General features: G+C 69.8%; 14 protein-coding genes and 1 tRNA gene. 14 read left to right on the top strand and 1 reads right to left on the bottom strand.

Features of this window, described 5'->3' with window-relative positions; translation table 11 throughout:
- Positions 1 to 31 precede the first annotated feature (31 nt).
- The 6 genes from ABT367_RS18515 to ABT367_RS18490 are packed head-to-tail and all read left to right on the top strand — an operon-like array spanning position 32 to position 3,225.
- Complete coding sequence (locus ABT367_RS18515; protein ID WP_352254147.1) at positions 32 to 229, top strand: hypothetical protein; 198 nt, start codon at positions 32 to 34, stop codon at positions 227 to 229.
- Positions 229 to 429, top strand: coding sequence for a hypothetical protein (locus tag ABT367_RS18510; RefSeq protein ID WP_352254146.1), 201 nt, complete (start codon positions 229 to 231; stop codon positions 427 to 429). Before ABT367_RS18515 ends, ABT367_RS18510 begins: the two co-directional genes overlap by 1 nt.
- Complete coding sequence (gene repSA, locus ABT367_RS18505; protein ID WP_352254145.1) at positions 426 to 1,817, top strand: replication initiator protein RepSA; 1,392 nt, start codon at positions 426 to 428, stop codon at positions 1,815 to 1,817. The genes ABT367_RS18510 and repSA overlap by 4 nt, the downstream gene beginning before the upstream one ends.
- Entirely contained in the window at positions 1,814 to 2,002 is a 189-nt protein-coding gene (locus ABT367_RS18500) for a helix-turn-helix transcriptional regulator (RefSeq protein WP_187819876.1), read from the top strand. Before repSA ends, ABT367_RS18500 begins: the two co-directional genes overlap by 4 nt.
- Positions 2,002 to 2,835 (top strand): tyrosine-type recombinase/integrase, encoded by an 834-nt coding sequence (locus ABT367_RS18495; protein WP_352254144.1) that lies wholly within the window; start codon positions 2,002 to 2,004, stop codon positions 2,833 to 2,835. Before ABT367_RS18500 ends, ABT367_RS18495 begins: the two co-directional genes overlap by 1 nt.
- A gap of 12 nt (positions 2,836 to 2,847) precedes the next feature.
- Positions 2,848 to 3,225: a tyrosine-type recombinase/integrase gene (locus ABT367_RS18490; protein ID WP_352254143.1), complete on the top strand. Its 378-nt coding sequence runs from the start codon at positions 2,848 to 2,850 to the stop codon at positions 3,223 to 3,225.
- Between the two features lie 90 nt (positions 3,226 to 3,315).
- On the opposite strand, the gene ABT367_RS18485 is transcribed toward ABT367_RS18490, so the two are convergent.
- Positions 3,316 to 3,388 (bottom strand) — tRNA-Arg (locus ABT367_RS18485).
- A gap of 447 nt (positions 3,389 to 3,835) precedes the next feature.
- On the opposite strand from ABT367_RS18485, the gene ABT367_RS18480 reads away from it, so the two are divergent.
- From ABT367_RS18480 to ABT367_RS18445, 8 genes are all read left to right on the top strand, one after another.
- Positions 3,836 to 5,464 carry a dynamin family protein gene (locus ABT367_RS18480; protein ID WP_352254142.1) on the top strand — a complete coding sequence of 543 codons (1,629 nt, stop codon included), beginning with the start codon at positions 3,836 to 3,838 and terminating at the stop codon, positions 5,462 to 5,464.
- Positions 5,465 to 5,469: 5 nt separating this feature from the next.
- Positions 5,470 to 7,365 (top strand): YfjP family GTPase, encoded by a 1,896-nt coding sequence (locus ABT367_RS18475; protein WP_352254141.1) that lies wholly within the window; start codon positions 5,470 to 5,472, stop codon positions 7,363 to 7,365.
- A gap of 139 nt (positions 7,366 to 7,504) precedes the next feature.
- The gene (locus tag ABT367_RS18470; RefSeq protein ID WP_352254140.1) at positions 7,505 to 8,026 is read left to right on the top strand and encodes a single-stranded DNA-binding protein; all 522 of its coding nucleotides are present in this window, start codon (positions 7,505 to 7,507) and stop codon (positions 8,024 to 8,026) included.
- Between the two features lie 328 nt (positions 8,027 to 8,354).
- A complete protein-coding gene (locus ABT367_RS18465) occupies positions 8,355 to 9,770 on the top strand; it encodes a Cys-Gln thioester bond-forming surface protein (RefSeq protein ID WP_352254139.1) in 1,416 nt (471 codons plus the stop codon).
- Positions 9,771 to 10,003: 233 nt separating this feature from the next.
- Positions 10,004 to 10,576 (top strand): hypothetical protein, encoded by a 573-nt coding sequence (locus tag ABT367_RS18460; protein ID WP_352254138.1) that lies wholly within the window; start codon positions 10,004 to 10,006, stop codon positions 10,574 to 10,576.
- Between the two features lie 131 nt (positions 10,577 to 10,707).
- On the top strand, positions 10,708 to 12,372 hold the full coding sequence (gene ettA / locus ABT367_RS18455) for an energy-dependent translational throttle protein EttA (protein WP_352254137.1): 1,665 nt from the start codon (positions 10,708 to 10,710) through the stop codon (positions 12,370 to 12,372).
- Positions 12,372 to 12,812, top strand: a complete 441-nt coding sequence (locus ABT367_RS18450) for an acyl-CoA thioesterase (protein ID WP_352254136.1) — start codon at positions 12,372 to 12,374, stop codon at positions 12,810 to 12,812. Before ettA ends, ABT367_RS18450 begins: the two co-directional genes overlap by 1 nt.
- Entirely contained in the window at positions 12,809 to 13,456 is a 648-nt protein-coding gene (locus ABT367_RS18445; RefSeq protein WP_352254135.1) for a hypothetical protein, read from the top strand. The genes ABT367_RS18450 and ABT367_RS18445 overlap by 4 nt, the downstream gene beginning before the upstream one ends.
- Positions 13,457 to 13,483: the final 27 nt, after the last annotated feature.

Here is a 13,483-nt window from a genome sequence, read left to right as displayed (position 1 = left end):
CGAACCAACTGATCCGGAAGGAACCTCCATCATGACCAGCCCCGTCAACCCACACGCGCAGGTCTGCCGTTACTGCAACGGCTTCGCCTCCGTCGCCGTATCCTCCGGCGGCCGAGACCAGCGCGGCCACCTGCGCACGATCACAATCGACTGCCCGACCTGCCTGGGCTTCGGCACGTTGCCCGTCCAGCCCCGCCCGACCGCGAGCGCGTGGGAGGTGGCTGCCTGATGGGCATCTTCCGCGACCGCCTGCCGCGTGACCTCTCCGAGCCGCTCGACTCCGACATCGACAAGGCCGTAAGGGTCGGTAACGCCCACCGCCGCCACGACCTCGACCGCCACCCGCGGCCGTCGAAGACCAAGGGCGACACCTCCGGACCGTCCTCCACGTCGGCCAGCACCCCGCAGCGCCGGGGGTGGCGCCGGTGACCAACACCGCGACCTTCGCGGGCCTCGACCCGACCACCCTCAGCGACCTGCTGCGGGTGGCCGGGTCCGACGGCTTCGACCGCTGGCAAGACCAGATCAAGCGCACCGGTGGCTGCGCCGACCCGATCCACCTGACCGGCTGGACCCTCACCAAGGACAAGACCAGCGGGCAGACCCTGCACCACTACACCACCGCCGACGAGCCGGGCGGACGCCTGCGCGTCGCCTGCGGCAACCGCCGCGCCTCCCGCTGCCCGTCCTGCGCCTGGACCTACGCCGGAGACACCTACCACCTGATCCGCGCCGGACTCGTCGGCGACGACGCTCGGGACATCCCCGGCACAGTCCGCGATCACCCTCGCGTCTTCGCCACCTTGACCGCTCCGTCCTTCGGCCCCGTCCACAACCGACCCGACCGCGGCATCTGCCGCTGCGGCACGCGGCACACCCCAGAAGACCCTGCCCTCGGCACCGCCCTGGACCCAGCCACCTACGACTACGCGGGCACCGTCCTCTTCAACAACCTGTCCAGTGAGCTGTGGATGCGCTTCACGAACCGGCTCCGCCGTGAGATCGCCGCTCGCGCCGGACTCACCCAACGCGAACTCGCCGACACCGCCCGCGTCTCGTACGGCAAGGTCGCCGAGTTCCAGAAGCGCGGCGCCGTGCACTTCCATGCCGTGATCCGCCTCGATGGCCCCGACGGACCAGACACGTCGCCCCCGTCTTGGGCCAGCGTCCCCCTGCTCGAGGGTGCGATCCGCGCTGCTGCCACGCACGCATACACGAGCGTCAGCGTCCCGGCCGCGGACGGGCACCCGGCCCGCACCTTCCGCTGGGGCCAGCAACTTGACGTACGCCCCGTAAAAGCCTTCGGTGACGGCTCCGACCTCACCGAACAGGCCGTCGCCTCCTACGTCGCCAAGTACGCCACCAAAGCCGCCGAGAACACAGGCACCCTCGACCGCCGCATCGGCGAACTGGCCGACCTCGACCGCCACGGCGTCCCCGATCACGCCCGCCGCCTGATCACCGCCTGCCGCGGCCTCGATCCGCATTACCCGGACCGGCGCCTGTGGGCCTGGGCTCACATGCTCGGCTTCCGCGGCCACTTCAGCTCGAAGTCCCGCCGCTACTCCACCACCCTCGGGCAACTACGCCAGGCCCGTGCCGACTTCCGCGCCGCGCTGGAACGCGAGGCCCTCGGCCTGCCCGACTTCGAGCCGGACACGGTCCTCGTCCTCGCCGACTGGCAGTACGCAGGACACGGCCACACCCCAGGCGAATCCGCCCTCGCCGCCACCATCGCCCGCGACATCCAACTCAACCGCGAGACCGCACGCGAAGCCCTGCGCGACCAAGTAGCCCTGGAAGGAGTCGCAGCATGACCACCGCCCCCGCCGAACTACTGACCGTGCCGGAGGTCATGGCGCGACTCAAGTACGGACGCTCCAAGGTCTACGACCTGATCCGCTCGAAGCGCCTCGTCTCGATCACCGATGGCCGCTGTCGGCGTATACCAGCGGACGCCCTGAACGCCTACATCCGCGACCGGATCGCAGAGGAGGACTGATGGCCAAGCGCAACCCCAACGGAGAGGGAACGATCTACCGCCGCAAGGACGGGCGGTACGAAGGTGCTGCCTACGTCCTCATGCCGGACGGCACCTACAAGCGGCGCCGTGTCTACGGCAGCACATGGGATGAGGCGCGGCAGAAGCTCACCGAGATGCTCTCGAAGAGTGATCAGCACATCCCAGCAGCCGACACCACCGAGTCGCTCAGCACCTACCTCGCGTACTGGCTCGATCACGTAGTCCGCCACAAGGTCCGGCCGTCGACGGTCTACAGCTACAGCAAGTGCGTGAACGCGTACATCGTCCCGAGGCTCGGCAAGAAGAAGCTCGCCCGGCTGTCGGCCAAGGACATCCGGCTCTTCCTCGACTGGGCTCGGCAGGCCTGTCAGTGCTGCGCACAGGGCAGGGACGCGGCTCGCCCTGAGGACAAGCGCCGGTGCTGTGCCGCTACGCCCAAGGTCTGCTGTGATCGTCACCTGTCGCCGCGCATGGTCCAGTACCTGCACGCTGTGCTGCGCAATGCCTTGCAGCATGCCGTCCGCGAGGAGCTCGTTCAGCGCAACGTCGCCAAGCTGGTTCAAGTCCAGACGCCCCGCTACCGAGTTGGACGAGGGCTGTCGATCGCCGAAGCAAGGAAGCTGCTCGCCGAGGTGAAGGACAACCGGCTGCATGCCGCGTACGTCCTGGCCCTCTACCTCGGGCTCCGCCGTGGCGAACTGCTCGGCCTCCACTGGTCAGACGTCGATCTCGAACGTGGCTCGTTGGAGATCCGCACCGCGCTCCAGCGCGTCAACGGTGAGCTGACGCTGACCGCGCCGAAGACTCGCTGATCGGAACGCCCCGTGCCCCTGCCGGCCGTTTGCGTCGACGCGCTTCGCGATCACCGGGAGCGGCAGGAACTCGAACGCCGCGAGGCTGGTGACAGGTGGAAGGACTCGGGCCTGATCTTTACGACTCGCGTCGGTACGCCGATCGAGCCCCGGAACCTGAACCGGCACTTCTACCCGATCCGTGAGCGGCTCGGTCTGCCTGTCCGATTCCACGATCTCCGGCACACCTGTGTCACGCTCCTGCTCGGCCTCGGCGTCCCGCCGCACATCGTCCGGGACATCGTCGGGCACAGTGCGCTGGACGTGACCATGAACATCTATGCGCACGCTGAGATGACCGAGAAGCGCGAGGCACTGAACAAGCTCGGTACGCTCCTGAGCGAGGAGTGATCTAGCCGTTGCCGTCAGCGTTGCCGTCAGACGCGCGAAACGCCCTGGAGGAGAAGATCCCTCCGGGGCGTTGGTGCTGGTCAGAGCCAGCGCCCCCGGCAGGACTCGAACCTGCGGCCAAGCGCTTAGAAGGCGCCTGCTCTATCCACTGAGCTACGGGGGCCGGTGTGTGGCCGGTGGCTTGGACGGCGGACTGGGGGGAGATCCGTGACCTTGCCGGGGACAAGGATAGGGGTCGCCGCCCCCTGTCCCGCGCGCTTCTGCTCCGTGGCACGATGTGGAGTTTCAGTGAAGCGGTTTCTGATAATCGCAGGCAGGTACGAATCCTGCATCGCTTTTGGCGTCTCGCGCCCCGGGTGTTGTGCACTCGTTATGCCTGCGCCCCAGTCGTCACGGTCGTCCCGGTTGCCTCGATGTCGCCGTGATTGCTCCGCTCCTCCATGCGTCCCTCCGTCGCGCGAACATGCGTTCCCGCGTACGCGAACATGCATCCTTCCCCGCGCGCGAACATGCGTCCCTCCGTACGCGAATCGTGTCGATCAGACGACCATCGGCGCGCAGAGGGGCCCATATCCTTCAGAAACCAAACAAAATTGGGCATTCTTCGCATGTGGTGACCTTGGACGTACGGCCTCAGCTGCTCGACGCACTCTCCGCCCTGCGCGACCGTGTCGCCGCCGCGCGCTTTCCGCTCCCGTTGGCGGGTGCGCCAAGGGCGCGGGCCAACCGGGAGGAGCTGCTCGCACAGCTCGACGACTATCTGGTGCCCCGTCTCAAGCAGCCCGAAGCGCCGCTGCTCGTCGTGATCGGGGGCTCGACCGGGGCCGGCAAGTCCACGCTGGTGAACTCGCTGGTCGGACGGCAGGTCAGCGAGGCGGGAGTGCTGCGGCCCACGACCCGGACGCCGGTGCTCGTCTGCCACCCGGACGATCACCACTGGTTCGCCGACCTGCGCGTACTGCCCGAACTCACCCGCGTATGGGTGCCGCAGAGCAGCGACAAGGGCGGGCGCGACGCGACCGCCAAACCCGGTGAGCGGGCGCTGAGGGTCGAGACCGCGGCCACGTTGCCGCGCGGACTCGCCCTGCTCGACGCGCCCGACATCGACTCGCTCGTCGCCGAGAACCGGGTCCTTGCCGCCGAGTTGATCTGCGCGGCCGACGTCTGGGTGATGGTCACGACCGCCGCGCGCTACGCCGACGCCGTGCCCTGGCACCTGCTGCGCACCGCCAAGGAGTACGACGCCACCCTGGTGACCGTGCTCGACCGGGTGCCGCATCAGGTCGTGGCCGAGGTGTCGCGGCAGTACGGGGCGCTGCTCGCGAAGGCCGGTCTGGGCGAGGTGCCCCGGTTCACCGTGCCCGAGCTGCCCGAGTCCACCGGTGGCGGCGGGCTGCTGCCGGCCACGGCCGTGGCGCCCTTGCGGGCCTGGCTCACTCATCGCGTACAGGATGAGCAGGCCAGGGGCTTCGCCCTCAGCCGTACGGCGACGGGGCTGCTCGATTCGCTGAACTCGCGCATGCCCGAGCTCGCGAGCGCCGTGGCCGCCCAGCACGCCGCCTCGGTGCGTCTGACGACCGTGGTCGACGAGGCGTACGAGAGCGAGCAGGCGCGGGTGCGCGGGCGCCTGCAGGCCGGTGCGGTGCTGGCCGGAGGAGCGCTCGCGCGATGGCGGGCCTATCCCCTCGACTGCACGGCGGGCGAGCTGCTCGACGCCGTGGTGGAGAGCCTCGCCACGGTCCTCGTATGTGCCGTTTCGGCTGCTGACCGCCGTATCGACGAGGCATGGCAGCGGGACGCGGCGGCAGGGGAGTTGACCGCGCGCGAGAGCGACGGCGAAGGGGCGGAGCACCGGATCGGGCTGTCCGTACGGCGCTGGCGGCGGGTGCTCGAGGAGTACGTCGAGGAGGAACTGCGCGGCCTCGACAACCCGTCCTCGAGCTCGCGTTCGGGCAAGTCGGGCGCCGCTGACGCCGAGCCCGTCGCAGCGCTGCTCGCCACGGCGCTGCTCGGCGGGCGCAGGGCGCGTTCCGCTGGGGAGTCGCTCGCCGAGCGGATCGGGGCGCAGGGCGCCCTGAAGCTGCGCGACCGCGGGGGCAAGCTGCTGAGTTCGTACGTGGAGAAGGCGCTGAAGGCCGAACGGGACCGTCGACTCGCCCCCCTCGACACCCTCGACGTCCATCCGGAACCCCAGGCCGAGTTGATCGCCGCGCTGTCCGTACTGCAGAAGGAGAGGTGACCGCCATGACTGCCGTCACTGACCACACCGGCGGGCAGGAGCCCGCGGAGCCCGTAGCGGCCGCGGAGACGGAACCCCCGGAGCAAGCGGAGGTCACGGAGGCCGCCGAGGCGGAGGAGACCGTCTGGGACGACGGTCTGATCGCGCGCCGGGTCGCGGCCGAGGAGGAGATCCGGGCGCGCGAGGAGGCGTACCACTCGCGCGGTCTGACCTACGACGCGCCGCTGCGGGCCCGGCTCGACGCGATGCGTGAGCTCGTCGGCCTTTCGCGTACGCGTCTGGACGGCCGGACGCTCGCCGAGGCCGGGCGGGTGCTCGACCAGGCCGCGGCCCGGCGGGGTCTGTCCGAGCGGCACACCGTGGTCGCCGTGGCGGGTGCGACGGGGAGCGGGAAGTCGACGCTGTTCAACACCCTTGCCGGGGTGGCCATTTCGGATACGGGAGTGCGTCGGCCGACCACTGCCGCGCCGCTGGCCTGCAGTTGGTCCGACGGGGCGGCCGCGCTCCTGGACCGCCTCGAGATCCCCGGGCGGCTTCGGCGCCGGCCGCTCCAGGGGCCCGATCCGGACCCTCGCCTCGCCGGTCTCGTACTGATCGATCTGCCGGACCACGACTCGGCCGCGGTCGAACACCGTGAGCACGTGGACCGGATGCTGAAGCTCGTCGACGCGGTGATCTGGGTGGTGGACCCGGAGAAGTACGGGGACGCCGTCCTGCACGAGCGCTATCTGCGGCCGCTCGCCGGTCATGCCGAGGTCACCTTTGTGGTCCTCAACCAGACGGACCGGCTGCCCGGGGACTCCGCCGACCTGGTGCTCGACGATCTGCGCCGGCTGCTCGACGAGGACGGGATCGCGCTCGGCGAGCACGGGGAACCCGGTGCGACGGTGCTCGCGCTGTCCGCCCTGACCGGCGATGGCGTGGGCGAACTGCGTGATGCGCTCGGACAGTTCGTCGCCGAACGGGGTGCTGCCGCACGGCGGATCTCGGCGGATCTGGACGCGGCGGCCCGGCAGCTCAAGCCGGTGTACGCGCCGGGCCGGCGGATCGGGCTGAGCGAGCGGGCGCGCGAGGAGTTCACGGACCGGCTCTCCGAGGCGGTGGGCGCGGGGGCGGCGGGTGAGGCGGCCGAGCGGTCTTGGCGGCGGGGGGCGAGCAAGGCGTGCGGTACGCCGTGGCTCAGGCTCTGGCGCTGGTACGAGGCGCAGCGCACCGGTCCCGCCGCCGCACCGGACGACTCGGCGCCCGTGGACGAGGAGGCGACGGCGCGCCAGCGCGTCGAGCAGGCGGTACGTACGGTCGGCGACGAAGCGGCGGCCGGGCTTCCCGCGCCCTGGGCGCAGGCGGTACGGGACGCCGCGGCGCGGGGCGGTGAGGGGCTGCCGGAGGCGCTCGACGAGTTGGCGGTGAGTGCGGCGCTGCCCGCGCGCAAGCCGCCGCGGCCGGGCTGGTGGCCCATGGCGGTCCTGGTGCAGGCCCTGATGACGCTGCTCCAAGTGGTCGGCGGGATCTGGCTGTTCGGGCAGGTCGTCGGGGTCGCCGAGCCGAATCTGACGGCTCCGGTGCTGCTGATGATGGCGGGCATCGTGGGCGGTCCCTGTGTGGAGTGGGCCTGCCGGATGGCCGCGCGCGGGCCTGCGAGACGGTACGGACAGGAGGCCGAGCGGAAGCTGCGCGAGGCGGCCGCGGCATGCGGGCGGCAGCGGGTGCTCGATCCGGTCGCGTCGGAGCTGCTGCGGTACCGGGAGGTGCGGGAGCAGTACATGAAGGTGCTCGGGGTGGTGCCGTCGGTGATGGGCGGTTCGGGAGGTTCGGGAGTCGGTACCGGGGCGTTTTCGGTGGGTTCGGGTGCCGTCGGATCCCTCGGGCGGGTGACGGAGTTGTCCACAACCAGCCGGTAGTCCACAGGGTCAAGCGGGCTCGTGCCGTGCGGTGCAGCCTGAGATCGCGGCGGAGCGCCGGAGGTCTCAGCCGCAGCCGTACGGGGCGGGCCCGTACGCATGCCGTGCGCGGATTCGCGCACAGGGGAGGGTGATCGGGATGAACGAGACCTTGGTGACGGTCGTGGGGAATGTCGCGACGGCACCGGTGACGCGGGTGACGGCGAACGGGGCGATGGTCAGGTTCCGGCTCGCTTCGACGGCGCGGTATTACGACCGGACGACGCAGGACTGGCGGGACGGACATACCAATTTCCTCACCGTGTTCGCCTGGCGTGGCCTCGCGGAGAACGTGGCCTCGTCGGTGTCCCTGGGCGATCCCGTGGTGATCCAGGGCCGGTTGAAGGTGAAGCAGGAGAGCGGAGTGTCGGGGACCCAGAGCGTGCTGGGTGTCGATATCGAGGCGCTGGCGCTCGGGCATGACCTGTCGCGGGGCACGGCCGCGTTCCGGCGGGTGTCGCGGGCCAATCCGGCGCTGACGGCCGGGGCGGGCGACGCAGGGTCGGGCGACGCCGGGGCTCCGGGGAGTGCGGAGCCTCAGTTCGAGCGGGACCCGGGCAGTGAGGCCGGGGGCGCCCAGGAGGGATTCCTGCCGGACCGGGAGCCGGAGCCGGCTTTCTGAGGTGTACGTGGTGGAGCGGCCGGAGCGTTCACAGGATCTGCACCGGCCCTCCGCGGGGCCTGGCGATCAGCGGTCATGGGCTGCGGGTGGCGGCAAGTCGCCGTAGGGCAGGGGGAGTTGGGCGGTGATTTGTCGATAAGGGCAGGTCGCGGGGGTTACCGGCGATAACAATTGCGCGTCGGAAGGGTTATCGGACCGCATGACAGGGATGCGTGATGCTGCACATCCCTAGGATGCCGGGCGTAGCTCACGGGGCAGTTGAGGTTGAGTCTGCTGGCGGGACCGTCCCCCCATGTGTTCATGGGTCCTGCCCGGAGGGGAAGTTCGCTTGTTTGCGTCACGCACGTCGTTCGTCGTCCGCCACCGGGGTGCCGCCCGCCTCGCTGTGGCGTTGCTCGTCCCCGGGCTGCTCGTGGCCGGTGCGCTGGCCGGCGCGCCAGGGGCCGCCGCCGAGGAGAACCCGCAGCTGCCGGGTGGTGCGACCGCCACCCTCGGTGGTCTGGAGACCTTCGGGCAGGCCGTCATCCGTGAGGGCGGCGAGGAGCGGGCGGTACCGGCCGGGCTCTTCGAGATGTCCGTCGACGGCGGCGGCATGCTCAAGACGTACTGCATCGATGTCGACAGCCCGACGCAGCAGGACGCGAAGTACCAGGAGACCTCCTGGAGCTCCACCTCGCTGAACGCCAACAAGCAGGCCGGGAAGATCCGTTGGATCCTGCAGCACTCGTATCCGCAGGTGAACGATCTCGACGAGCTGGCCCGCAAGGCGGATGCCGAGGGGCTGACCGAGGCGGATGCCGCGGCCGGCACCCAGGTGGCGATCTGGCGCCACTCGGACGCCGTCGAGGTGTCGGCGACCGATCCGCAGGCGGAGCGCCTCGCGGACTACCTCGAGAAGAACGCCCGGAACATGCGGGAGCCGAAGGCCTCCTTGATCCTCGACCCGCCGGCCGTGTCCGGGCGGTCCGGTGAGAGGGTCGGTCCGGTCACGGTGCGCACCGATGCGCACAGCGTCACCGTGAACCCGCCGGCGGACGCGGCGGCGAGCGGCGTCAAGGTCGTGGGCGAGGACGGCAGGCCGGTGAGCTCGGTGGCCGATGGCAGTGAGCTGTACTTCGACGTGCCCAAGGGCGCGGCCGGGAAGGCGGCGCTCACGGTGCAGGCCTCGACGAGCGTGCCGGTGGGCCGGGCCTTCGTCTCCGACACCGGGAGCCAGACGCAGATCCTCGCCGGATCCAGTGAGTCGACGGTCTCGGCGACGGCGACGGTGAACTGGGCGGAGAAGGGCGCGATCCCCGCGCTCTCCGCCGAGCGCAACTGCGCCGAGGGCGGGCTGGACATCACGGCCGCGAACCGGGGCGAGAAGGACTTCACGTTCTCGCTGATGGGTTTCGAGCACACCATCGCGGCGGGGGAGTCGCGCACGGTGACGATCCCGTTGCAGGAGGACCAGGCGTACGACTTCACGATCACGGGCCCGAACGGTTTCGCGGAGCGTTTCAAGGGCGTCCTCGACTGCCGCACGAAGGCATCGGGCGCGGGCGCCAACGAGATCGCCCCGCAATCCGCCCCGAGCCCGGCGACGGCCGGAGGCACGGCGGGCCGGACCCACGACCTGGCGGAGACGGGCAGCTCGAACGCGACGCCGGTGATCGCGGGCGTCGCGGTGGGCTTCTTGGCGCTCGGCGGCTTGGTGGTCTTCCTGCTGCGCCGCAAGGGCGAGACGGACGAGTCCGGGGAGTGACGGGGGCTTGACGGGGTCGGTCGGGCCGGGGGTGGGGCCAGGGGTGGCCTTGCGTTTTGGGCGGCCAGATCGGGTGAGGGTGTGATCGGGGGCTGGGGCGGGCGCCTTTGCCGGTGGTGACTGGCTGTTCCCTCGACGGTGGGTGATCCGTCGTCTGCCGCCGCGTTCGATGGCCGGTGAGGTGCCACGTAATTCCCCGGGTCCGCCCGGCAGTTGAGGCTAAGTTGGCCTTCATGGGCATGCGGGGCCGGGGTTATCGCTATGTGGGGCCCGTCGACTTGAAGGGCCTGATCCGGCCGGGAGGCGAGGGGTTCAGCGTGCGCTCGCCGGCGGACTTTGCCGCGTGGGCGTCGCACCGGGGCGCCGAGGAGTGGTCCGAGCCCTTCACCTTTGTTGTCGATATGGCGGGGAGTCTGCGTCTCGCGTCGCGCCGCAGCGAGCACGTCGTGTGCGCGGCCGGCGAGGAGGTCCTGAGTGCCGGCGAGATCAGCTTTCAGCGGGAGGCGGGCCGCCGGTGGGCGGTCCTGGAGGTCAGCAACCAGTCGACCGGGTACTGCCCTGACGTCAGCTCATGGCCGGCTGTTGCCGTAGCTCTGGACCGGGCCGGTGTCAGCGGTCCGTCCGGTTTCACACACGAGGTGGTGTTCCGCCGGTGTCCCTCGTGCCGGGAGATCAACATCGTGCGCGAGGCGGACTTCGTCTGCGTGTTCTGCGACGGGGTTCTGCCGCAGGAATGGAACGTGGACGGGGGCGGGGACGTGCCCGGTGGCCGGTGGCTTCCGGGCGGCCGGGGACACGGTCGGTGACGGGCCGGTTACCGGGATGATCCAGGAACGGCCAGGTCACGGAGGGTGGGCCATACCGGTTTCCCCCGAGGGGTGGCCGTCAGGCAAGATGGGGTGTATCTGCCCACTTCCAGTTTGCCGGACGGTTTCTCTTGGCTGAGTTCATCTACACCATGCGCAAGACGCGCAAGGCGCACGGCGACAAGGTGATTCTTGATGACGTCACCTTGAACTTCCTGCCCGGCGCGAAGATCGGTGTGGTCGGTCCCAACGGTGCGGGTAAGTCCACCGTGCTGAAGATCATGGCCGGCATCGAGCAGCCGTCCAACGGTGACGCCTTCCTGTCGCCCGGTTACAGCGTCGGCATCCTCATGCAGGAGCCCGAGCTCGACGAGTCCAAGACCGTTCTGGAGAACGTGCAGGACGGCGCCGCCGAGATCATGGGCAAGCTCAAGCGCTTCAACGAGGTGGCCGAGCTCATGGCCACCGACTACAGCGACGCGCTCATGGAGGAGATGGGCAAGCTCCAGGAGGACCTGGACCACGCCAACGCGTGGGACCTGGACGCCCAGCTGGAGCAGGCCATGGACGCCCTGGGCTGCCCGCCCGGCGACTGGCCCGTCACCAACCTCTCCGGTGGTGAGAAGCGCCGCGTAGCGCTCTGCCGTCTCCTCATCGAGGCGCCCGACCTGCTGCTCCTCGACGAGCCCACCAACCACCTCGACGCCGAGTCCGTGAACTGGCTGGAGCAGCACCTCGCCCAGTACAAGGGCACCGTCGTGGCCATCACCCACGACCGGTACTTCCTCGACAACGTCGCCGAGTGGATCCTCGAGCTGGACCGCGGCCGCGCGATCCCCTACGAGGGCAACTACTCCACGTATCTGCAGCGCAAGTCCGAGCGCCTCAAGGTCGAGGGCAAGAAGGACGAGAAGCGCCAGAAGCGGCTCAAGGAAGAGCTGGAGTGGGTGCGCTCCAACGCCAAGGGGCGGCAGGCCAAGTCCAAGGCGCGTCTTGCTCGTTACGAGGAGATGGCCGCCGAGGCCGACAAGATGCGGAAGCTGGACTTCGAGGAGATCCAGATCCCGCCGGGCCCGCGTCTGGGCTCGATCGTCGTCGAGGTCAACAACCTCAGCAAGGCGTTCGGCGACAAGGTCCTCATCGACGACCTCAGCTTCACGCTGCCGCGCAACGGCATCGTGGGCGTCATCGGTCCGAACGGTGCGGGCAAGACCACGCTGTTCAAGATGATCCAGGGCCTGGAGACGCCGGACTCCGGCGAGATCAAGGTTGGCGACACGGTCAAGATCTCCTACGTCGACCAGACCCGCGGCAACATCGACCCGAAGAAGACGCTGTGGGCCGTCGTCTCCGACGAGCTCGACTACATCAACGTCGGCCAGGTCGAGATGCCGAGCCGCGCGTACGTCAGCGCCTTCGGCTTCAAGGGGCCGGACCAGCAGAAGCCGGCCGGTGTGCTCTCCGGTGGTGAGCGCAACCGCCTCAACCTCGCGCTGACCCTCAAGCAGGGCGGCAACCTGCTGCTCCTCGACGAGCCGACGAACGACCTGGACGTCGAGACCCTGAGCAGTCTCGAGAACGCTCTTCTCGAGTTCCCCGGTGCGGCCGTGGTCGTCTCCCACGACCGGTGGTTCCTGGACCGGGTGGCCACGCACATCCTCGCGTACGAGGGTGACTCCAAGTGGTTCTGGTTCGAGGGCAACTTCGAGTCGTACGAGAAGAACAAGATCGAGCGGCTCGGCCCGGACGCGGCCCGTCCGCACCGCGCCACCTACAAGAAGCTGACCCGCGGCTGATGGCTCGCCACGTATACGCCTGCCCCTTGCGCTGGGCGGACATGGATGCGTACGGCCACATCAACAATGTGGTCTTTCTTCGGTATCTCGAAGAAGCGCGTATCGACTTCCTGTTCCGCCCGGACAAGGACTTCCAGCAGGGGTCGGTCGTGGCACGCCATGAGATCGACTACAAGCGGCAGTTGGTGCACCGGCACCGTCCGGTGAGCATCGAGCTGTGGGTCACGAAGATACGAGCGGCTTCGTTCACGATCGAGTACGAGGTGAAGGACGAGGACGCCGTGTACGTACGGGCCTCGACCGTCATCGTGCCGTTCGACTTCGAGGCCCAGCGGCCGCGGCGGATCACCGCCGAGGAGCGGGAGTTCCTCGAGGAGTACGCCGATGACACCGGTGAGAACAAGAAGGACGGCAAGGAAGCAGAGGCCGTCGCGGCATGACCGTGCTGCCGCTGGCCGCTGAGGGGGAGGCGGCGTCGCTCGCCGCCTTCCTTCAGCGGCTCCTCAAGTACGACCGGGCCGCCGCGGTCCGGTTGCAGGCCGCGGGGGAGGCGCTCGCCGTTTTCGGGCGGGCGCCTGCGCTGGATGTCGTGGTCGTACGGGTCGTCGCGCTTGCCGAGGCCGCCGAGCTCGACCGTACGGTCTCGGCGGGCGAGCTCCTGGAGGCCGTCGAACCCGCGGCGGTGACCGTCCCCACCGCCGTGACCGGGCCCGCGTGGGCCGGAATGCTGCCGCCGCGCGGTGGCTGGCACAAGCAGGAAGGACTGCCGGAGAGCGGGCCGTTGGGGCTTGCGGTGCAGGCGGCGGTCGGTGAGTTCAAGGGGCGCGTCGAGGAGCTTCCCGAGGACAAGCGCACGCGCGGTGAACTCGACCGGATCGGGGCGGAGATCTGGGGGCGGACCCTCGGGTCCACTCCGCTTCCGTTGCGGGCCGCGCATGCTGCGTATGTCTTCGGGCTGTTGCGGCCCGATGCGTCTGCGGATCTGCTGACGGCCGGTTCGTGGCTGCGGCTGCGTACGCCGTACGGGTCGGTGGCCTTGCGCAAGGCGGGTGGGTTGCCTGGCCTCGGGGTCACGCCCCTTTAGGGGCACGGGGGTTCAGGCCACCCCGCC

Origin of the sequence: Streptomyces mesophilus, from assembly GCF_040300965.1 — a bacterium.
Taxonomy (GTDB): domain Bacteria; phylum Actinomycetota; class Actinomycetes; order Streptomycetales; family Streptomycetaceae; genus Streptomyces; species Streptomyces mesophilus_A.
This window is presented reverse-complemented; position numbering and strand designations above follow the sequence as displayed.

What these genes read in the sequence shown, in the direction of transcription:
- ABT367_RS18515 (WP_352254147.1), top strand. Translation starts at nt 32, where the DNA reads ATGACCAGCCCCGTCAACCCACACGCGCAGGTCTGCCGTTACTGCAAC.
- ABT367_RS18510 (WP_352254146.1), top strand. Translation starts at nt 229, where the DNA reads ATGGGCATCTTCCGCGACCGCCTGCCGCGTGACCTCTCCGAGCCGCTC.
- ABT367_RS18500 (WP_187819876.1), top strand. Translation starts at nt 1,814, where the DNA reads ATGACCACCGCCCCCGCCGAACTACTGACCGTGCCGGAGGTCATGGCG.
- ABT367_RS18495 (WP_352254144.1), top strand. Translation starts at nt 2,002, where the DNA reads ATGGCCAAGCGCAACCCCAACGGAGAGGGAACGATCTACCGCCGCAAG.
- ABT367_RS18475 (WP_352254141.1), top strand. Translation starts at nt 5,470, where the DNA reads ATGACTGCCGTCACTGACCACACCGGCGGGCAGGAGCCCGCGGAGCCC.
- ABT367_RS18470 (WP_352254140.1), top strand. Translation starts at nt 7,505, where the DNA reads ATGAACGAGACCTTGGTGACGGTCGTGGGGAATGTCGCGACGGCACCG.
- ABT367_RS18460 (WP_352254138.1), top strand. Translation starts at nt 10,004, where the DNA reads ATGGGCATGCGGGGCCGGGGTTATCGCTATGTGGGGCCCGTCGACTTG.
- ABT367_RS18450 (WP_352254136.1), top strand. Translation starts at nt 12,372, where the DNA reads ATGGCTCGCCACGTATACGCCTGCCCCTTGCGCTGGGCGGACATGGAT.
- ABT367_RS18445 (WP_352254135.1), top strand. Translation starts at nt 12,809, where the DNA reads ATGACCGTGCTGCCGCTGGCCGCTGAGGGGGAGGCGGCGTCGCTCGCC.